This window comes from Chimaeribacter arupi, assembly GCF_002858805.1.
GTDB classification, from domain to species: Bacteria; Pseudomonadota; Gammaproteobacteria; order Enterobacterales; family Enterobacteriaceae; genus Chimaeribacter; species Chimaeribacter arupi.
Genome location: NZ_PJZI01000011.1, coordinates 97,567 through 116,239 on the forward strand (window position 1 = coordinate 97,567; position 18,673 = coordinate 116,239).

Consider the following 18,673-nt stretch of genomic DNA (forward strand, 5'->3'; position numbering starts at 1 on the left):
TCTGCGCTATATTCCGCCATTGACTTTATCGGGGCGAAAATTTGAAAATACGCGCCGCGCAGGCCGGGCCTGCAAATATATTTTGATACTGCGTTTTTTTATTGGGGAAGACATGATTGCCAGTCGGGTTTTACGTGCATTACCACGCTACGCCTTAGTGTGTGGTGCCACACTGTTCAGCGTTAACAGCTTTGCGGACAACACACTCTTTACGGCGCTGGACGATCCCTCCACCGCGAAAAAGAGCTTTGAAGGCAACGTGCAGGCGGGCTACAGCGCCCAGACCGGCAACACCAAAAACTCCGTGCTCAGTGCGGACACCACCATGACCTGGTTCCACCCGGACACCGCCTACAGCCTGTGGGGTTCGGCGCGTAACGCCTCCTCCAATGATGAGCGCTCCTCCGAGAAATACCAGATTGGCGGCCGTACCCGCTATAACCTGTCCGCCGACAACTACCTGTTTGGCCAGGCGAGCTGGCTGAGCGACCGTTACAACGGCTACCGTTCCCGCAGTGTGGCGACCCTGGGTTACGGCCGCCAGATCCTGAACGGCCCGATCCATACGCTGCGTATGGAAGCCGGTCCGGGTGTGCGCCATGACGAATTCCAGCAGGGCGGCAACCAGACGCGCGCACTGGCCTACGGCGCGCTGACTTATGACTACCAGCTCTCTGACAACGCCAAGTTCACCCAGGCCCTGTCAGTGCTGGCGAACGACGAAACCACGTTCAACTCCGAAACGGCGCTGAACGTGGCGATCAACAAATCGTTCGCGCTGAAGCTGGCGTATAACGTCACCTACAACACCGAGCCGCCGGCCAGCGCCCCGGAAAAAACCGACACCACCACCACGGTATCGCTGGTGTATAACCTGTAATGCCCGTCAGGGGATGACCGGACAAACCGCCGCGCAACACCGGCGGTTTTTTTATGGCCGCTCACCGCCATTCAGCAAAATAGCCGCCGCCGGATGGCCCGCAAAAAATAAAAAAACCGGCGTTTGTGCGCCGGTTTTTAATGGCTAACCCGTTGGCCGGGCGGTAAAAATCAATTATCGACCGTCTGGCGGTGGAACAATTCACGGAACACCGGGTAAATATCGGACTGCTCACGGATGTGCTGCATGGCGAAATTATCAAACTTCGCCTGCAATGCCTCATATTCCCGCCATAACGTCTGGTGGGCGCGGCGGGTTATTTCGATATAGCTGTAATAACGCACCATCGGCAATATTTTCTTCGCCAGCAATTCATGGCAGAGCGGGGAGTCATCGGCCCAGTTATCGCCGTCTGACGCCTGCGCCGCATAGATATTCCACTGGGCCGGGTCGTAACGCTCCTGCACCACATCATCCATGAGTTTCAGGGCGCTGGAGACAATGGTGCCGCCGGTTTCCTGTGAGTAGAAGAACTCCTGTTCATCCACCTCTTTGGCCTGGGTATGGTGGCGGATGTAAACCACATCCACGTTTTTATACGTCCGGCTCAGGAACAGATAGAGCAGGATATAAAAGCGTTTTGCCATGTCCTTGGTGGCCTGGTCCATTGAACCGGAGACGTCCATCAGGCAGAACATCACTGCCTGGCTGGAGGGTTCCGGCCGTTTTTCGTAGTTTTTGTAGCGCAGATCGAAGGTGTCGATAAACGGCACCCGCTCGATCTTCTGGCGCAGCTCCGCGATCTCCTTACGCAGCCGCTCCTCCTCCAGCAGCTGTACCGGCTCCTGGTTTTCCAGCTCGCTGAGATCGGATTCCAGCGCCTTCAGTTCACGGCGTTTGCCGGCCGTCATGGCGGTGCGGCGCGCCAGTGAGTTCTGTAACGAACGCACCACGCTGATGTTGGCCGGCACCCCGTTGGAGGTGAAGCCCGCACGGTGGGTTTTGAATTCATTCAGCTGCTTATACTGATTTTTCTTCAGGTTCGGCAGGGCCAGATCCTCAAACAGCAGATCGAGGTACTCATCTTTGGAGATCTGGAAAACGAACTCATCCTGGCCTTCGCCGTCCTGGCTGGCATTGCCCTGGCCGCTGCCGCCGCCACCCCCGCCTCCCTGCGGGCGTTCGATGCGGTCATTCTGTACAAAGTGATCGTTCCCAGGGTGGACGCGGTGGCGGCGGCCACCCCGTCCCTGATGGAACATCGGCTCGTTGATATCATCCGTGGGGATCGAGACGGACTCCCCACTCTCCACGTCGGTTACCGAACGCTTGTTGATGGCTTCGGCAATCGACTGTTTGATTTGCGACTTATAGCGGCGTAAAAAGCGCTGGCGGTTCACCATACTCTTGTTCTTGCCGTTCAGCCGTCGGTCAATAAAGTAGCCCATAGCTCCCCCAAACGACGTTGCCCTGCCTCTTCACGATGAAGCGGCCGCTGCGGTTATGATGACTTCCTGACCCGCAGATACCATTCGCACAGCAGACGCACCTGTTTGCGCGTATACCCTTTCTCCATCATCCGGTCGACAAAGTCATCGTGTTTTTTCTGCTCATCGGTCGAGGTTTTGGCATTGAACGAGATAACCGGCAGTAACTCCTCAGTATTCGAGAACATTTTTTTCTCGATAACCGTGCGCAATTTTTCATAGCTGGTCCAGTTCGGGTTGCGGCCGCTGTTGTTGGCGCGGGCGCGCAGCACAAAATTGACGATCTCATTGCGGAAGTCTTTCGGGTTGCTGATGCCCGCCGGTTTTTCAATTTTCTCCAGTTCGGCATTGAGGGATTCGCGGTCAAACAACTGGCCGGTATCCGGGTCACGGTACTCCTGGTCCTGGATCCAGAAATCAGCATAGGTGACATAGCGGTCAAAGATGTTCTGGCCGTACTCAGAGTAGGACTCCAGGTACGCGGTCTGGATCTCTTTGCCGATGAACTCAGCATATTTCGGGATCAGGTAGCCTTTCAGGTGCTCCAGGTATTTCTCGGACTGATCCTGCGGGAACTGCTCGCGTTCGATCTGCTGCTCCAGCACATAGAACAGGTGCACCGGGTTGGCCGCCACTTCCGCATGGTCAAAGTTGAAGACCCGCGAAAGGATCTTAAAGGCGAAACGGGTCGAGAGGCCGTTCATCCCTTCATCCACCCCGGCGTAGTCGCGGTACTCCTGGTACGACTTGGCTTTGGGATCGGTGTCTTTCAGGCTTTCGCCGTCATAGACACGCATTTTGGAGTAGAGGCTGGAGTTTTCCGGCTCTTTCAGGCGCGACAGGATCGAGAAGCGTGCCAGCGTCTCCAGGGTGCCCGGCGCGCACGGCGCGTGGGTCAGCTCACTGTGGTTAAGCAGCTTGTCGTAGATTTTGATCTCTTCCGAGACGCGCAGGCAGTAGGGCACCTTAACGATATAGACGCGGTCGAGGAAGGCTTCGTTGTTCTTGTTGTTGCGGAACTGTACCCACTCCGATTCGTTGGAGTGCGCCAGGATAATGCCGTTGAACGGCAGGGCGGAGATCCCCTCCGTACCGTTGTAGTTCCCTTCCTGGGTGGCGGTCAGCAACGGGTGCAGCACCTTGATCGGGGCCTTGAACATCTCCACGAACTCCATGATGCCCTGGTTGGCACGGCAGAGCGCACCGGAATAGCCATAGGCATCAGGGTCGTTCTGGGCGTGGTTTTCCAGTTTGCGGATGTCCACTTTCCCCACCAGCGCGGAAATGTCCTGGTTGTTCTCATCGCCCGGTTCCGTCTTGGCGATGGCGATCTGCTCCAGAATGGACGGCCAGACTTTTACCACCTTGAATTTGGTGATGTCACCGCCAAACTCATGCAGGCGCTTCGCGGCCCACGGCGACATGATGGTGCCGAGGTAGCGGGTCGGGATGTTGTACTCTTTTTCCAGAATATTGGCATCTTCCTGTGGGTTAAACAGACACAGGGGATGGTCGTTGACCGGGCTGCGCTCGCCATTGGCACTGAGCGCATAAATAGGAACCCGTTGCATCAACGCTTTCAGACGCTCAGCCAGTGACGATTTACCGCCACCCACCGGCCCCAATAAGTAGAGGATCTGTTTTTTCTCTTCCAGACCCTGTGCGGCGTGTTTGAGGTAAGAAACGATTTGCTCAATCGCCTCTTCCATTCCGTAGAACTCTTCAAACGCCGGGTATCGCGCAATCACACGGTTGGAGAACAGGCGGGATAAGCGTGACTCAAGCGCGGTGTCTACCATGACTGGTTCACCGATGGCCATGAGCAGGCGTTCCGCCGCGTTGGCATAAGCACTGCGATCTTGCCGGCAAATGGTAAGAAATTCCTGCAGTGTGAACTCTTCGTCCTTGGCAGCTTCATAGCGCTGACGGTAGTGGTCAAATATGTTCATAGCGATGCCCGTCCTGTTGTTTTGGTTGGGAACAAAAATTAAGAGCTTCTCTTTTTTGAGTAAAATAATGAAACTCTTACCTTATTGTTATGGACGGCTATCGGCTAAAGAGCAAGTGGCTTTTCTGGCGATAAAGTAGGCGTGTTGCCGATTAAATCAGCAAAAAATGGTCAATAAAGCTGCAATGTGGCAGGGTTTCAGAGAATAGCTCCGTAATATCATCCTTATTTATGGAAATACGCTGACCAATCGAAAGATTTTTTCCTACGTAAATTTTTCCCCGGACACCAGTTTAGCGGCCTCCATCACACCCGGTTTGCAGTGCTTCCGTTTAGGATTCTTCTTAGGCCCGCGTTCCGCTTATCCGGGCCAAGCCAAGCGGCACAAGGGCTTCAGGCATACCGCGTTCTGCGGATGACCGGTTTACCGGCAGGGTGCAGGCTATAACAGCCGGGTGACAACCTGATGACACCGTTTTTACTGCTTTTTTGCACCGGCCCATCACGTTTTTTTAGTAAAGGGTGCCGTGAAGGGCATCCTCTGTTCGCACACTCATTCAGTTTGGCTTAAAATCCTCAAGGATTTATTGATAACATTAATGGATGAAGTGTGAAAATTACTCGTTTAGCCTTGTTACCCCTGATGACCGGCCTCTTGTGCAGCCAGATGGCGACCGCCGGTACTTTCTCCCTCGGTGCCGGTGCGCTGGTCAGCCCTGATCCTTACCGCAGTGAACAGGACCGCGTAACCCCGGTGCCGGTAATCAACTACGAGGGAGAGAATTTCTTCTTCCGCAGCCTGATGGCCGGTTACTACCTGTGGAAAGATGATACCCACCAGCTCAGTGTCAACGCCTTCTACTCGCCGCTGCATTTCTCCCCGGATGACAGCGACAATGAAGAGATGGAGCGTTTGAACAAGCGCCGCAGCACCGTGATGGCCGGACTCGGCTACACCTACAACGCGCAGTGGGGCAGCATCCGTACCCTGTTCTCCGGCGATGTGCTGGACAACAGCAACGGCCTGGTAGGGGACGTCGCGTACCTCTACCGCCTCAAGCAGGACAACTGGAGCCTGACCCCAGGCGTAGGCGTGACCTGGAACAGCAAAAACCAGAACCGTTACTACTACGGCGTCAGCAATGCGGAAGCCCGCCGCAGCGGGCTGGACAGCTACCACCCGGATGACAGTTTCGCCCCGTATGCTGAACTCTCTGCCAACTATCAGTTCGCGCCGCAGTGGAATGCCTTTGCGATGGCGCGCTATGTGCGCCTGGCAGACGAAGTCAAAAACAGCCCGATGGTGGATAAATCCTGGACCGGCGTGCTCTGGGCAGGGGCCACTTACACCTTCTGATGCAGGACGGCATCCTCAGCAGCACAGCAAACGGGGCGCAGGCCCCGTTTTTTATTGCTACGCTTCACCTTTTATCGGCCGCAGGCGGTGGCCGGGCAACTACGCTGAACATGGAGAAGAGGCTATGGCAGAGCACGTGTTATTCCCGGACGGCACCCGCGTCCCGGCTATCGGGCAGGGCACCTGGTATATGGGCGAAGACCCGGCGCAACGTGCCGCCGAGGTCCGCGCCCTGCAACAGGGGCTGGATGCCGGCATGACGCTGATTGATACTGCGGAAATGTACGCCGACGGCGGGGCAGAGCAGGTGGTGGGCGAGGCCATCGCCGGGCGGCGCAACCAGGTGTTTCTGGTGTCGAAAGTCTACCCGCACCACGCGGGCGGCAAAAAAGCGGTCACTGCCTGTGAAAACAGCCTGAAACGGCTGGGCACGGAGCAGATCGATCTCTACCTGTTGCACTGGCGCGGCGGCTTTGGGCTGGATGAGACCATTGAGGCGATGGAAACCCTGCAACGCAGCGGCAAAATTGCGCGCTGGGGCGTCTCTAATCTCGATACCGCCGACATGGAGGAGTTATGGCAACTGCCGGGCGGCGACCAGTGCCAGACCAATCAGGTGCTTTACCATGCGGCCTCACGCGGGATTGAATATGACCTGCTGCCGTGGTGCCGGGCGCACGCCCTGCCGGTGATGGCGTACTGCCCGCTGGCCCAGGCCGGAAAACTGCGGCATCACCTGCTCGACGACAGCACTGTCGCCCGGCTGGCCGCTGAACATGGCGTCAGCAATGCGGAGATTGCGCTGGCATGGGTGACCCGCAGCGGCGGGGTGATTGCGATTCCCAAAGCGGTGCATCCGCAGCATGTGGCGCAGAATGCGCGCGCATTGACGCTGACGCTCTCGCCGGATGACCTGGCGGCGCTCGATCAGGCGTTTCCGCCGCCGTCGCGCAAACAGCCTTTGGATATCGTGTGACATAAAAAAGGAGCCGGGCGGCTCCTTTTTTCAGACGGGTGTAAGGCTTATCAATAACGCCATTACGCCTGATTCAGGGCGCGTACCCGCAGCGTGGTGGCAAGGCGTGCCGGTGCACCCGGTTTGCTGACCTGCGGCGTGCTGACGCAGCCGGTTTCAACACAAACCATGGTTTTATAGCCGTCATCCGTCATGTCACCCATGCTGGTGGAGAGCGCCACACCGGGGTTCCAGGCGATCACATCGCTGTGGTGATGGTGCTCAACCTCAATCTCACGGTTCAGGGTCGGGTCAACAATGGTGCTGACCGCCTGTGGCTGGGTATAGACGCGGTCAGTACGGCCGGTAAACACCAACTCGCCCTGATGCTCGCCTTTTGCGCCATCCAGCACTTTATCCACGTAGTGGCTGCCCAACCCGCGCACCGCCACGGTGTCGATGTCACCGATCTGGAAGTAGCTGTGCAGGGCGGCGGTGGTGGTGAAATCACCGGTGGACTCCAGCTCAATATGGCACTCCACGCCCAGCGTGAAGCGCGCCACCAGGGTAAAGGCGTGCGGCCAGAGCGCCTGGGTTTGTGGGTTATCCGTCAGGGTAAAGGTCAGCGTCACGCCTTCGTCATTTTCAGTGTGGCCGCTCAATTCCCACGGAATATTGCGCGCAAAACCATGCGACGGCGTACCCGCCGGGCCGAACCACGGCCAGCAGATCGGCACCCCCCCGCGGATGGCGGTGCCTGGGTCATACGCGGTGTTGCCGCTGAGCCAGATGACCGGCTGTTCCCCGGCAGGCTGCCACGCCAGCAGGTGTGCGCCCTGCAGGGTAATGGCGGCACGGCAGGCCGGGTGATCCACCACAATGACCGGTAACTGGCCAATCTGGCGTTCGCTGAGGGTAGGGGTAATCTGTTGTGTCACGGGAAGGGTAAAAATATTCTCATTCATGATCGTGGCCTTCTTAACAGGAAAATGCCCGGTGTGGAAACTGCACCCAATAAAAAAGGCGACTCAGCGTCGCCTTTTCTTACTCTGCTCTGATGCGCACTTATTTAGAGATGTGGGCAATCAGGTCCAGAACTTTGTTGGAGTAGCCGGTTTCGTTGTCGTACCAGGAAACCAGTTTCACAAAGTTGTCGTTCAGGGCGATACCGGCTTTCGCGTCGAACACGGAAGTCAGTTTTTCGCCGTTGAAGTCAGTGGACACCACTTCGTCTTCGGTGTAACCCAGAACGCCTTTCAGCTCGCCTTCTGCAGCCGCTTTGATCGCGTCACAGATTTGCTGATAGGTCGCTGGTTTTTCCAGACGGGCAGTCAGGTCAACCACAGACACGTTGGTGGTCGGAACGCGGAACGCCATACCGGTCAGTTTGCCGTTCAGCTCAGGGATCACTTTACCTACCGCTTTAGCTGCACCGGTAGAGGATGGGATGATGTTCTGAGATGCGCCGCGGCCGCCGCGCCAGTCTTTGTGGGACGGGCCGTCAACGGTTTTCTGGGTGGCGGTGGTCGCGTGAACGGTGGTCATCAGCGCTTCAACGATACCGAAGTTGTCGTTGATGACTTTCGCCAGCGGTGCCAGGCAGTTGGTGGTGCAGGATGCGTTGGAAACGATGTCCTGACCTTCGTAAGACTTGTGGTTCACGCCCATCACGAACATCGGGGTGTTGTCTTTGGACGGGCCGGTCAGCACGACTTTCTTGGCACCGGCGGTGATGTGTTTACGCGCGGTTTCGTCAGTCAGGAAGATACCGGTTGCTTCAGCCACCACGTCGACGTTGACTTCGTCCCACTTCAGGTTAGCCGGATCTTTTTCAGAGGTACAACGAATGGTTTTGCCGTTCACAACCAGGTGACCGTCTTTTACTTCTACAGTCCCGTTGAAACGACCATGAGTAGAGTCATACTTCAGCATGTAAGCCATGTACTCTGCATCCAACAGGTCGTTGATTGCGACGATCTCAACATCAGAACGTTCCTGAGCAGCACGGAAAACAATGCGGCCGATACGGCCAAAACCGTTGATACCTACTTTGATAGTCATATATTCCACCAGCTATTTGTTAGTGAATAAAAGGTTGGTTGTAAAATTACAAAAACCTTATCAAGCGTCAAGCGGAATCGTGTCAATTGTTGCTATAAGTCAAAGCTGCCAACACCAATTGTACGCTTATTACCCATTCCGTTTTCTGCCGTCTCTCTGGTCACATGGGGGCGGTGAACCCCTGTCTAAACCCCACCTGGGCTATATATGTGATCGCTGTCACACAATAGTCAAGCGCGGCCTTTATGGCATCAAGTTTAGGCCAAAATAATCCGCATGGTTGTTAATTTTTTGTTATAATTAAACGTTATTTATTTTGTAACGTCGCCAACGCGAGACCCATGACCATGACGAAAGAGATTGAACGCGCAGAAAATCCTGTACAACTCAACGAGATACAGCGCTACGTCACCCAGGAGCGCGGCACCGAGGCCCCTTACACCGGTAAATTGCTGCACAATAAACGCGAAGGGATTTACCACTGCCTGTGCTGTAATGCCCCGCTGTTTTACTCCGATTCCAAATATGATTCCGGTTGTGGCTGGCCGAGTTTTTACGAGCCGGTGCGGGATGATTCAATAAAATATATTGATGATTACTCCCACAATATGCACCGGATAGAAATCCGTTGTGCGCAGTGTGATGCCCACCTCGGCCACGTTTTTCCGGACGGCCCGCAACCCACCGGTGAGCGCTATTGTGTCAATTCTGCCTCACTCAGCTTTATTGACGGTGAAAACGGCGAAAAAACCGCAGGTTAATTGATAAATTGCGGTTATAGAATCGATTCAGCAAATTATTCATTGGCGCAGCAAAAAGAGGAATAATCCTGTGGAAATAGATGAGCTGATCGCGGTAATGACCCCGGAAATTTACCAGCGTCTGCAGCAGGCGGTGGAGACCGGCAAATGGCCGGACGGCGTGGCCCTGACCGAGGCACAAAAAGCGCACAGTTTACAGGCAGTCATGCTCTATCAGGCGCGTCACAACCATGACGCCCAGCATATGACCATCAATACCCAGGGCCAGATGGTGATGAAAAGCAAGCAGGAGCTGAAGCAGGAATTCGGCATTACCTCGCCGCTGGTGACCCTGAAGCCGCAGTAATCTGTGGGTTGCTGAAGCAGGCTGACATAAAAAAAGCGCGACCGGAAAGGGCGCGCTTTTTTATTGCGTCCGGCAGTGGCTCAGTGTGCGCCCATTTCAAAGGTCTTCAGGGCGATCAGGTGTGCGCCATGCTGCTGCATCTCTTCAAACGCAGCCAGGCTGTCATCTTCCTGCAAATTCACCCCGCGGCACCCGTCGGTGATCACTGACGTGGTATAGCCCAGCGCCAGCGCATCCAGCACGCTGTATTTCACGCAGTAGTCCGTGGCCAGCCCCATCACCACCAGCGTGGTGATGCCGCGCCCTTTCAGCCAGCTGTCGAGCTCCGTCTCAGTGCGGCGGCCGTTATCAAAGAAGGCGCTGTAGCTGTCAACGTCCGGGTTTTGCCCTTTGCGGAACACCTCATCAATGCCGTCCTGCGCCAGATCCGGGTGGAATGCGGCGCCCGGCTGCTCCTGCACACAGTGCACCGGCCACCACACCTGCGGCAGGCCGTTCAGTTCGCCCAGCGTGCCCGGCGCCTGGCCGGAATTCACGGCAAAACTGCGGTGGGCGGCGGGGTGCCAGTCCTGGCTCGCGACGACCGGCCAGCCGCGGCGGCGGCACACGGCGATCGCCTGATTGGCCACGGCGATCACCTGATCGCCTTCCTGGACGGCCAGCGCGCCACCGGGGCAGAAGTCATTTTGTAAGTCAATCAGTAACAGGGCGGTACTCATGGGCTCTCCTTGATGATTCAGCACAGCGGAAAGGGGCCGGGGCAGCCTCTGCCCCGGTAACAGGGGTTACGGCATATCGGTGAGTTCACCGCGCAGGTTCTGTTGCATCTGCACGCGGATTTCATCGGCAGAAAGCGACAGGCTCAGCAGGAAGTGCAGCTTGGTCAGCGCCGCCTCCACCGTCATGTCAAAGCCGCTGATCACCCCGGCGTGGGCCAGCGCGTTGCCGGTGGCGTAGCCGCCCATATCGACCCGGCCGGAGATGCACTGGGTCAGGTTGACCACCACAATACCGCGCTCAGACGCCTGGCGCAGCGCTTCCAGCAGGGCCGGTTTCTGCGGTGCGTTGCCGACGCCGTAAGAGCGCAGGATCAGCGCTTTCACTGGCTGGCGCAGGAAGTTGCCGACCACCTCGCCGGAAATGCCGGGGTAGAGGGTCAGCACGCCCACCGGTTGCGGCGTGATGCGGTGGACCACCAGCGGGGCGGTCGGCACCGGCAGTGACGGCGTCGGCAAACGGCGGATATGGATGCCCGCTTCCAGCAGCGGCGGCAGGTTCGGCGAGGCGAAGGCGTCAAAGCCGTCAGCATGGGCTTTGGTGCTGCGGTTGCCGCGGTAGAGCTTGTTATTGAAGAACAGGCAGACCTCTTTGACCGGGTAGTTGGCGGCCAGATAGAGCGAGTTCAGCAGGTTGGGCTGGCCGTCAGAGCGCAGCGCTTCCAGCGGGATCTGCGAACCGGTGACAATCACCGGCTTGTCCAGGTTCTCCAGCATAAATGAGAGCGCGGAGGCGGTGAACGCCATGGTGTCGGTGCCGTGCAGGATCACGAAGCCGTCATACTCATCGTAATGGGCGCGGATGTCATCGGCGATATGCTGCCAGTCTTCCGGCGTCATGTCGGAGGAGTCCATCAGCGGCGCATACTCCTGGATGGTGAAATCCGGCATTTCCGGGCGGTGGAACTCCGGCATCGCGGCCAGCAGCCGTTGCAGGTGGCCGGAGACCGGGATATAGCCCTGTTCAGAGCGCTGCATACCAATGGTGCCGCCGGTATAGGCGACGTAAATCGATTTTTTATTCATAGGGCAATCTTTATTACGCTTACGGGAATGAACCCAAGTATAGGGAACCGGGCTGCGAAAAAAAGCCCGGTTGCCCGGGCTTATGCAGCAGGAAAACGCCGCTATTTCACCTCACCGCAGGTCAGGCAGAGCGCATAGCGGTTTTGCGGGTCGTTCAGGGTGCCGAACAGGCCCGGCTGATCTTTCATCGACTCGGCCAGCCGGGTCAGTGGGGCGGGCACCCATGCCTGCAACGCCTGCGGCAACGCCGCCTGCACCGAGGCACTCATCTGGGAGAACAGCAGATCGCTGACGCTGGGGTCTTCCACAAACCAGTTAAGCTGCCAGGCCGGCAGTTTCGCCAGCTCCGCCGCTTTCTTCACCGCGTCATCGAAATCACCCAGCTCGTCCACCAGCCCGTTGCTTTTGGCATCCAGGCCGAGCCAGACATGGCCCTGGGCTATCTGGTCAATCTGCTCCGGGGTTTTGTGGCGTGACTGCGCCACCAGGCCCAGGAAGGTGCGGTAACCGTTCTCAATGTTCAGCTGCATCATCTGCGCGAACTCCGGCGGCAGCGCCTTGGTCACTGCCAGATCGGCCAGCGGGGAGGTCGCCACGCCGTCGGTGTGCACGCCGATGCTGTCCAGCGAGTTCTCATAAGTGTTCACCACGCCGAAGATGCCGATGGAGCCGGTCAGGGTGCTGGGGCTTGCCACAATGTAGTTGGCCGGGGTGGAGATCCAGTAACCGCCGGAGGCTGCCATGCCGCCCATCGATACCACTACCGGTTTGCCGGCTGCGCGTACGGCGGCCAGCTCCTCGCGGATCACCTCAGAGGCGCTGACGCTGCCGCCGGGGCTGTTAACCCGCAGCACCACGGCTTTGATCTTCGGATCGAGGCGCGCCTGGCGGATCTGCGCCGCCGTGGTGTCACCGCCGACCGAACCCGGCTCTTCCGGGCCGTCGATGATGGCACCGTTGGCGAAGATCACCGCAATCTGCGGGTTCTGGTTGGTGGGTTTGGCGGCCGGTTCGTAGTCATAGATGCTGACGGAGTTGAAATCGTTGTCCTGCTTGTTCCAGCCGAACGCCTTGCTCAGCTCCGCTTCCACCTGCGGGCGTGAGGCCAGTGCATCCACCAGTTTGTTTTTCAGCGCGTATTCGGCGGTGTCACCGTTCACGGCCTGCAACCCCTGCAACACCCCTGGTGCGCCGGGGAACAGCTGTTCCGGCGTCAGGCGGCGGTTGGCGGCCACGGTGCTCAGGTAGTTCTGCCACAGCCCGCCGACCCAGCGGCTGTCCGCCTCGCGCGCGGCAGGGGACATATCATCGCGGATCATCGGTTCCACGGCAGACTTATAGGTGCCGACGCGGAAGATATGGGTAGAGACCTTCAGCTTCTCCAGCAGCGTCTTATAGTAGAGCGTATTGGTGGCAAAGCCGTGCAGATCCACCGTGCCTTGCGGCGAGAGGAAAATTTTGGTGGCGTAGCTCGCCAGGTAGTACTGGATCTGGTTATAGCTGTCGCCCACGGCGTAGATCGGCTTCCCGGCGTCACGGAACTCCTGCAACGCTTTGCCGATGTAGTTCAGTGAGGTCTGGTCGGTGCCGGTGAAATCATTCAGCGACAGCACGATGCCGGTGATGTTGGGGTCACTTTTGGCGCGGCGCAGCGTCTCCACCAGGTCAAACAGCGAGTTCTCCTGCAAACGGCTGCTGTTTGAACCGAGCAGTTCGCGCCCCCACTGGCGCAGCTTGTTGTTCACGGACGGCTTGTCCACCACCGTGCCGCTGAGGTCAACCAGCAGCGCGCCTTTGGCGGCGGTCTCTGCCGGTTTCGGCTGGAGCTGGAAGTAGATGCCCACTGCGACCACGATCAGCAGGATCAGGAACAGGTTCAGAATACATTCCCGGATAAAATTGAGCAGGCGCCAGGTCCACCGGAACAAACCGGCGATAATTCGCCACAATGTGCGCATGGGAACTCCAAAAAGGGGAAAAAGTGTTGCTATCCTAATGACCCGCCGGAGAAAAGTCAGCTTTAAATCATCTCTTCCTGTTGCAGGGGTGCAGCGAACCGGTGACCGGTGGCAACACGCTTATAACCTATGTTAACGTGACACTCCTGCAAATGGTTATCAGGAGAAACCCATGGATGCTTTAGATCTGCTGTTGAACCGCCGCTCGGCGTCCCGGCTGGCGGCCCCGGCCCCGGCCGGTGAGGTGCTGGAAAATATCATTAAAGCCGGGCTGCGTGCGCCGGACCACGGGGCACTGCAACCCTGGCGTTTTGTGATTGTGGAAAATGAGGGGCTGGGCCGCTTCAGCCAGGTACTGCGCGCTGCCGCCGTGGCGGAAAACCTGGATGAGAAAGGGATTGAGAAGGCTACCCAGGCGCCGTTCCGCGCGCCGATGATCATCACGGTGGTGGCCCACTGCAAAGAGAGCCAGAAAGTGCCGAAATGGGAACAGGTGGTTTCCGCCGGCTGTGCGGTGCAGGCGATGCAGATGGCCGCTCTGGCGCAGGGCTTCAACGGCATCTGGCGCTCCGGCCCGTGGACGGAAGATGAGGGCGTGCGCGCGGCCTTTGGCTGTGAAGAGGAAGATGAAATCGTCGGGTTCCTTTATCTCGGCACCCCGCAGCTGAAATCAGCGACCCAGGTCGTCGCGCCGGACAGCAGCCTGTTCGTCAGCTATTTCTGATCCTGCCCGTCCTGGCCCTGTCGCCGGCGGTAAAACCTCTGATAAGCAGGGGTTTCCGCTGGCGAAATGAGCGACCTGTCCCGTGCTTCCGGCTTGCCCCTTACCAACCCGCCTGACAGCCGTTACCATAACGGCCAAGTGACCGATCCTGAAGGAGCTTCGATGACCCTGTCTGCCCTGAGCCTGCCGTTGAAGGCGGCGTCCTGCCGAGTCGCAGGTGCCTGATGCGGCTGTTTATTGCTGAAAAACCCAGCCTGGCGCGCGCCATTGCTGATGTCCTGCCGAAACCGCACCGCCGCGGTGACGGCTATATTGCCTGCGGTAACGATCAGGTAGTGACCTGGTGCGTCGGCCACCTGCTGGAGCAGGCGCAGCCGGATGCCTATGACGGCCGCTACGCGCGCTGGTCGCTGGCGGATTTGCCGATCATCCCGCAGAAGTGGCTGTTGCAGCCGCGACCGTCGGTAAGCAAGCAGCTCAATGTGATCAAAGGGCTGCTGAAACAGGCGGATGAAGTGATCCACGCCGGTGACCCGGACCGCGAGGGGCAATTGCTGGTGGATGAGGTGCTCGACTATCTGGCGCTGGCCCCGGACAAACGTCGCGCGGTGCGCCGCTGCCTGATCAACGACCTCAACCCGCAGGCGGTAACGCGGGCAGTGGAGCGGCTGCGTGACAACCAGGAGTTCGTGCCGCTCTGCGTCTCGGCGCTGGCGCGCTCGCGGGCCGACTGGCTTTACGGCATCAACATGACCCGCGCCTATACGCTGCTGGGGCGCAATGCCGGTTATGACGGCGTGCTGTCAGTGGGCCGGGTGCAGACACCGGTGCTGGGGCTGGTGGTGCGGCGTGATGAAGAGATTGAGCACTTCGTGCCGAAAGATTTCTTCGAGGTGAAAGCCCATGTGGTGACCCCGGCCGACGAGCGCTTCACCGCCCTGTGGCAACCCAGTGACGCCTGCGAGCCCTATCAGGACGAAGAGGGGCGGCTGCTGCACCGGCCGCTGGCGGAGCATGTGGTGAAACGCATCGGCGGCCAGCCGGCCAACGTCACCGGTTACAGCGACAAACGCGAAGCCGAAACTGCGCCGCTGCCGTTTTCGCTCTCCACGTTGCAGATTGAGGCGGCACGCCGCTTCGGCATGAGCGCCCAGAATGTGCTGGATGCCTGCCAGCGATTGTATGAAACGCACAAATTGATTACGTATCCGCGCTCAGATTGCCGATACCTGCCTGAGGAGCACTTCTCCGGCCGTCAGGCGGTGTTGAAAGCGATTGGCGTGCATGCGGCGGATCTGCTGCCGCAGCCGGCAGTGGACAGCAACCGCCGCAACCGCTGCTGGGATGACAAAAAGGTGGATGCCCACCACGCCATCATCCCGACCGCGCGCAGCAGCGCCGTGTCGCTGAGCCAGGATGAGAGCCGGGTTTACAGCCTGGTGGCGCGCCAGTACCTGATGCAGTTCTGCGCCGATGCGGTCTACCGCAAATGCGTGATTGAGCTGGAGATTGCCGGCGGCAACTTTATCGCCAAGGCGCGTTTCCTGGCCGAGGCGGGCTGGCGGGCGCTGCTGGGGGCGAAAGAGCGTGACGATGAGAACGAGGGCGCGCCGTTGCCGGTAGTGGCAAAAGGGGACAGTTTGCTGTGCGAACGGGGTGAGGTGGTCGAACGCCAGACCCAGCCGCCGCGGCCGTTCACTGACGCGACCCTGCTTTCAGCCATGACCGGCATCGCACGTTTCGTGCAGGACAAAAGCCTCAAGAAAATCCTGCGCGCCACCGACGGGCTGGGCACCGAAGCCACCCGCGCCGGCATCATTGAATTGCTGTTCAAGCGGGCGTTCCTGGTCAAGAAGGGGCGTAACATCCACGCCACCGAGACCGGGCGGGCGCTGATCCACTCGCTGCCGGACATCGCCGCGCGGCCGGATATGACGGCCAACTGGGAAGCGACGCTGACCAAAATCAGTGAGAAGAGCTGCCGTTACCAGGAGTTTATGCAGCCGCTGGAATCGACCTTGCACGCATTGATCCAGCAGGCCAAACAGAATGGGGCATCACCGGCGTTTCGCGGCCTGTCACCGGCACCGTCCGCCGGGAAGGCCCGTAAGCGGCGGGCGGCCAAGCCCGCCAAACCCAAGGAGAGATCATGAAAAACCTCAGCCGGCAGTCTCTTGCCTTCTGTATCGCCGTCAGTGCCGCGTTGGCCCTGCCGGTTCAGGCCCACCGGATGCATGAGCCGGTGCCGGAGACCCAGCCCAGCGGCGGCAATGTGGACGCGATGGTTTCGTTGGATGGCTGGAGCGGGGCAGGCCGCGATACTGCGCCGCCATGCCGCCGCTGCTGCATTTACCAGAATGAGAACTACTCGGAAGGGGCGTTGCTGAAAGTGGACGGCGGCACCCTGCAGTGCACCCGTGACCCGCAAGTGGTCGGCACCAATGACCTGATCTGGCTGCGGGTGAAATAGCCCCCCGCGCCTGAGTCATTTCATGCCGCGTTGCGCCCGGTAGGCGGCCAGCAGCGGCAGGTCCGCCGGCGGCAGGGCGTAACCGGCGGCGGCCTCCGGTGTCACCCACACCAGCGCCTGGTGGCAGGTCGGGCGCAGCTCGCCGCAAAACTGCGGCACGCGCCAGGCGTGCAGCCGGATCAGCCGCTCACCACTCTGCCAGCTCTGGCTCGCGACGAAGCCGCCGATGTCGGCCACAATACCCAGCTCTTCTGCCAGCTCACGCGCCAGCGCCTGCGGCTGGCTTTCACCGGCTTCCACCTTGCCGCCGGGGAACTCCCACAGCCCGGCCTGATCGCGCGAGTCATCCCGCTGTGCCAGCAAAATGGTGCCGTCACGTTCAATGATCGCGGCTACCACATCAATCGGCGTCATGGTGCTCTCCGGGAAAGCCCCGCACCGGCGGGGCAGCAGGCAGGATCAGAGGTCAAAGGTGGCCCAGACCGGCGCGTGGTCGGAGGGTTTTTCCATCGCACGGATCTCATAATCGATGCCGGTGTCGGTGCAGCACGCAGCCAGCGGCGCGTTGGCCATCACCAGGTCGATGCGCAGGCCGCGGTTTTCGTCAAAGCCGCGTGAGCGGTAATCGAACCAGGAGAAGCGATCGTTCACCTCCGGGTTGGCGGCACGGAAGGTGTCCACCAGCCCCCAGCCGTGCAGGCGGCCCAGCCATTCGCGCTCTTCCGGCAGGAAAGAGCACTTGCCGGTGCGCAGCCAGCGTTTGCGGCTCTCTTCGCCGATGCCGATGTCCAGATCGGTGGGGCTGATGTTCATGTCACCCATCACCAGCACCGGGTTTTCACGCGTCAGCTGCTGCTCCAGGTAGCTTTGCAGGTCGCGGTAGAATTTCTCTTTGGCCGGGAATTTGGTCGGGTGGTCGCGGCTTTCGCCCTGCGGGAAGTAACCGTTGATCACCGTCAGCACGCCTTTGCTGGTCTGGAAATCCGCCATGATAATGCGGCGCTGCGCCTCTTCATCATCGGTCGGGAAGCCGCGGCGCACCGCCAGCGGGGCCTCACGCGTCAGCAGCGCCACGCCGTAGTGGCCTTTCTGGCCGTGGTAAAACACGTGGTAACCGTGGCGGCTCACCTCATCCAGCGGGAACATATCGTCATGGACTTTGGTTTCCTGGAGGCCAATCACATCCGGCTGGTGTTGTTGGATAAGGGCTTCAAGCTGGTGCGGGCGGGCGCGCAGCCCGTTGATGTTGAAAGAGATAAACTTCATAGTCGCTGTCGTCTGGTATCAAAAAGTGGCCGAATGGTAGCAGATTGGCGGGCGATGATCACCCGCCGTGCCGCCCGGCATCAGGTCGCCCAGCGATCGTGGTTTTTCGGCTGGTACGCATCCAGGTGGCGCAACAGCACCTCCGGGGATTCGCTCAGGTGCAGCGTTTGCAGGTAGTCATGGCGCACAAACCCCTGTTGCGCCATGTGCAGCAGCAACTGGTTCAGCGGCCGGTAAAACCCGTTGACGTCCAGCAGCCCCACCGGTTTGGCGTGGTAGCCAATCTGCCCCCAGGTCCAGATTTCAAACAGCTCCTCCAGCGTGCCGATGCCGCCGGGCAGGGCGATAAAGCCATCCGCCAGCGCCGCCATCCGCGCTTTGCGGGCGTGCATGTCCGGCACCACTTCCAGCTGGGTCAGGCCGCGGTGCGCGGTTTCCGCTTCCACCAGCCGCTGCGGGATGATGCCGGTCACCTGGCCGCCGGCTTCCAGCACGGCATCGGCCAGCACCCCCATCAGCCCCTTTTTCCCGCCGCCATACACCAGCCGGCGCTTTTGCAGGGCCAGCAGGTGGCCCAGTGCGCGGGCATAGTGGGCATAGGCCGGGCTTACCCCGTCACTGGCCCCGCAAAACACACAAATTGTTTGATGCATACCGA

At 59.2% G+C, this 18,673-nt stretch carries 18 protein-coding genes; 8 read left to right on the forward strand and 10 right to left on the reverse strand.

The features are described from left to right. Positions 1-112: 112 nt before the first annotated feature. Positions 113-880, forward strand: coding sequence for a DUF481 domain-containing protein (locus CYR52_RS08830; protein ID WP_072930056.1), 768 nt, complete (start codon positions 113-115; stop codon positions 878-880). A 170-nt stretch (positions 881-1,050) separates the two neighbouring features. Here the strand turns inward: CYR52_RS08830 and CYR52_RS08835 are convergent, their stop codons facing one another. Beyond that, entirely contained in the window at positions 1,051-2,328 is a 1,278-nt protein-coding gene (locus CYR52_RS08835; protein ID WP_072929878.1) for a YeaH/YhbH family protein, read from the reverse strand. Positions 2,329-2,381: 53 nt separating this feature from the next. Continuing rightward, positions 2,382-4,316 carry a protein kinase YeaG gene (gene yeaG, locus CYR52_RS08840; RefSeq protein ID WP_072929876.1) on the reverse strand — a complete coding sequence of 645 codons (1,935 nt, stop codon included), beginning with the start codon at positions 4,314-4,316 and terminating at the stop codon, positions 2,382-2,384. A gap of 642 nt (positions 4,317-4,958) precedes the next feature. On the opposite strand from yeaG, the gene CYR52_RS08845 reads away from it, so the two are divergent. Together CYR52_RS08845 and CYR52_RS08850 are read left to right on the forward strand one after the other, a co-directional pair. After that, the gene (locus CYR52_RS08845; protein ID WP_072929874.1) at positions 4,959-5,672 is read left to right on the forward strand and encodes a MipA/OmpV family protein; all 714 of its coding nucleotides are present in this window, start codon (positions 4,959-4,961) and stop codon (positions 5,670-5,672) included. A 124-nt stretch (positions 5,673-5,796) separates the two neighbouring features. Continuing rightward, positions 5,797-6,648, forward strand: coding sequence for an aldo/keto reductase (locus tag CYR52_RS08850; protein ID WP_072929872.1), 852 nt, complete (start codon positions 5,797-5,799; stop codon positions 6,646-6,648). 62 nt (positions 6,649-6,710) lie between these two features. Here CYR52_RS08850 and CYR52_RS08855 read toward each other — a convergent pair whose 3' ends face one another. Both CYR52_RS08855 and gapA read right to left on the reverse strand, forming a co-directional pair. Next, a complete protein-coding gene (locus CYR52_RS08855; RefSeq protein WP_101828441.1) occupies positions 6,711-7,592 on the reverse strand; it encodes a D-hexose-6-phosphate mutarotase in 882 nt (293 codons plus the stop codon). A 100-nt stretch (positions 7,593-7,692) separates the two neighbouring features. Further along, positions 7,693-8,688 carry a glyceraldehyde-3-phosphate dehydrogenase gene (gapA, locus tag CYR52_RS08860; protein WP_072929868.1) on the reverse strand — a complete coding sequence of 332 codons (996 nt, stop codon included), beginning with the start codon at positions 8,686-8,688 and terminating at the stop codon, positions 7,693-7,695. Positions 8,689-9,035: 347 nt separating this feature from the next. Here gapA and msrB point away from each other — a divergent pair, with 347 nt between their 5' ends. Next, on the forward strand, positions 9,036-9,449 hold the full coding sequence (gene msrB, locus CYR52_RS08865; RefSeq protein ID WP_072929865.1) for a peptide-methionine (R)-S-oxide reductase MsrB: 414 nt from the start codon (positions 9,036-9,038) through the stop codon (positions 9,447-9,449). 70 nt (positions 9,450-9,519) lie between these two features. Beyond that, the gene (locus CYR52_RS08870) at positions 9,520-9,795 is read left to right on the forward strand and encodes a YeaC family protein (RefSeq protein WP_072929863.1); all 276 of its coding nucleotides are present in this window, start codon (positions 9,520-9,522) and stop codon (positions 9,793-9,795) included. A gap of 80 nt (positions 9,796-9,875) precedes the next feature. On the opposite strand, the gene pncA is transcribed toward CYR52_RS08870, so the two are convergent. The 3 genes from pncA to sppA all read right to left on the reverse strand — a co-directional run bounded on the left by pncA (position 9,876) and on the right by sppA (position 13,555). Further along, positions 9,876-10,514 carry a bifunctional nicotinamidase/pyrazinamidase gene (pncA, locus tag CYR52_RS08875; RefSeq protein WP_072929861.1) on the reverse strand — a complete coding sequence of 213 codons (639 nt, stop codon included), beginning with the start codon at positions 10,512-10,514 and terminating at the stop codon, positions 9,876-9,878. Positions 10,515-10,580: 66 nt separating this feature from the next. Beyond that, positions 10,581-11,597 (reverse strand): asparaginase, encoded by a 1,017-nt coding sequence (gene ansA / locus CYR52_RS08880; protein WP_072929859.1) that lies wholly within the window; start codon positions 11,595-11,597, stop codon positions 10,581-10,583. A gap of 101 nt (positions 11,598-11,698) precedes the next feature. After that, positions 11,699-13,555 carry a signal peptide peptidase SppA gene (gene sppA / locus CYR52_RS08885; protein WP_072929856.1) on the reverse strand — a complete coding sequence of 619 codons (1,857 nt, stop codon included), beginning with the start codon at positions 13,553-13,555 and terminating at the stop codon, positions 11,699-11,701. Positions 13,556-13,727: 172 nt separating this feature from the next. Between sppA and CYR52_RS08890 the strand changes: the two genes are divergently transcribed. The 3 genes from CYR52_RS08890 to CYR52_RS08900 all read left to right on the forward strand — a co-directional run bounded on the left by CYR52_RS08890 (position 13,728) and on the right by CYR52_RS08900 (position 16,749). Further along, positions 13,728-14,279: an NAD(P)H nitroreductase gene (locus CYR52_RS08890; RefSeq protein WP_101828443.1), complete on the forward strand. Its 552-nt coding sequence runs from the start codon at positions 13,728-13,730 to the stop codon at positions 14,277-14,279. 224 nt (positions 14,280-14,503) lie between these two features. Continuing rightward, positions 14,504-16,432: a DNA topoisomerase III gene (locus CYR52_RS08895; RefSeq protein ID WP_072929852.1), complete on the forward strand. Its 1,929-nt coding sequence runs from the start codon at positions 14,504-14,506 to the stop codon at positions 16,430-16,432. 77 nt (positions 16,433-16,509) lie between these two features. Beyond that, positions 16,510-16,749: a DUF1496 domain-containing protein gene (locus CYR52_RS08900; RefSeq protein ID WP_079205272.1), complete on the forward strand. Its 240-nt coding sequence runs from the start codon at positions 16,510-16,512 to the stop codon at positions 16,747-16,749. Between the two features lie 15 nt (positions 16,750-16,764). Here the strand turns inward: CYR52_RS08900 and CYR52_RS08905 are convergent, their stop codons facing one another. The 3 genes from CYR52_RS08905 to CYR52_RS08915 form a co-directional block, all read right to left on the reverse strand. Continuing rightward, a complete protein-coding gene (locus CYR52_RS08905) occupies positions 16,765-17,163 on the reverse strand; it encodes a pyrimidine (deoxy)nucleoside triphosphate diphosphatase (protein WP_101828445.1) in 399 nt (132 codons plus the stop codon). Between the two features lie 45 nt (positions 17,164-17,208). After that, positions 17,209-18,015, reverse strand: a complete 807-nt coding sequence (gene xthA, locus CYR52_RS08910) for an exodeoxyribonuclease III (RefSeq protein ID WP_101828446.1) — start codon at positions 18,013-18,015, stop codon at positions 17,209-17,211. An 80-nt stretch (positions 18,016-18,095) separates the two neighbouring features. Further along, complete coding sequence (locus tag CYR52_RS08915; RefSeq protein WP_072929844.1) at positions 18,096-18,668, reverse strand: LOG family protein; 573 nt, start codon at positions 18,666-18,668, stop codon at positions 18,096-18,098. Between the last annotated feature and the right edge of the window lie 5 nt (positions 18,669-18,673).

Coding starts and splice junctions, on each gene's coding strand:
- CYR52_RS08830 (WP_072930056.1), top strand. CDS start 113: ATGATTGCCAGTCGGGTTTTACGTGCATTACCACGCTACGCCTTAGTG.
- CYR52_RS08835 (WP_072929878.1), bottom strand. CDS start 2,328: ATGGGCTACTTTATTGACCGACGGCTGAACGGCAAGAACAAGAGTATG.
- yeaG (WP_072929876.1), bottom strand. CDS start 4,316: ATGAACATATTTGACCACTACCGTCAGCGCTATGAAGCTGCCAAGGAC.
- CYR52_RS08845 (WP_072929874.1), top strand. CDS start 4,959: ATGACCGGCCTCTTGTGCAGCCAGATGGCGACCGCCGGTACTTTCTCC.
- CYR52_RS08850 (WP_072929872.1), top strand. CDS start 5,797: ATGGCAGAGCACGTGTTATTCCCGGACGGCACCCGCGTCCCGGCTATC.
- CYR52_RS08855 (WP_101828441.1), bottom strand. CDS start 7,592: ATGAATGAGAATATTTTTACCCTTCCCGTGACACAACAGATTACCCCT.
- gapA (WP_072929868.1), bottom strand. CDS start 8,688: ATGACTATCAAAGTAGGTATCAACGGTTTTGGCCGTATCGGCCGCATT.
- msrB (WP_072929865.1), top strand. CDS start 9,036: ATGACGAAAGAGATTGAACGCGCAGAAAATCCTGTACAACTCAACGAG.
- pncA (WP_072929861.1), bottom strand. CDS start 10,514: ATGAGTACCGCCCTGTTACTGATTGACTTACAAAATGACTTCTGCCCC.
- ansA (WP_072929859.1), bottom strand. CDS start 11,597: ATGAATAAAAAATCGATTTACGTCGCCTATACCGGCGGCACCATTGGT.
- sppA (WP_072929856.1), bottom strand. CDS start 13,555: ATGCGCACATTGTGGCGAATTATCGCCGGTTTGTTCCGGTGGACCTGG.
- CYR52_RS08890 (WP_101828443.1), top strand. CDS start 13,728: ATGGATGCTTTAGATCTGCTGTTGAACCGCCGCTCGGCGTCCCGGCTG.
- CYR52_RS08895 (WP_072929852.1), top strand. CDS start 14,504: ATGCGGCTGTTTATTGCTGAAAAACCCAGCCTGGCGCGCGCCATTGCT.
- CYR52_RS08900 (WP_079205272.1), top strand. CDS start 16,510: ATGCATGAGCCGGTGCCGGAGACCCAGCCCAGCGGCGGCAATGTGGAC.
- CYR52_RS08905 (WP_101828445.1), bottom strand. CDS start 17,163: ATGACGCCGATTGATGTGGTAGCCGCGATCATTGAACGTGACGGCACC.
- xthA (WP_101828446.1), bottom strand. CDS start 18,015: ATGAAGTTTATCTCTTTCAACATCAACGGGCTGCGCGCCCGCCCGCAC.
- CYR52_RS08915 (WP_072929844.1), bottom strand. CDS start 18,668: ATGCATCAAACAATTTGTGTGTTTTGCGGGGCCAGTGACGGGGTAAGC.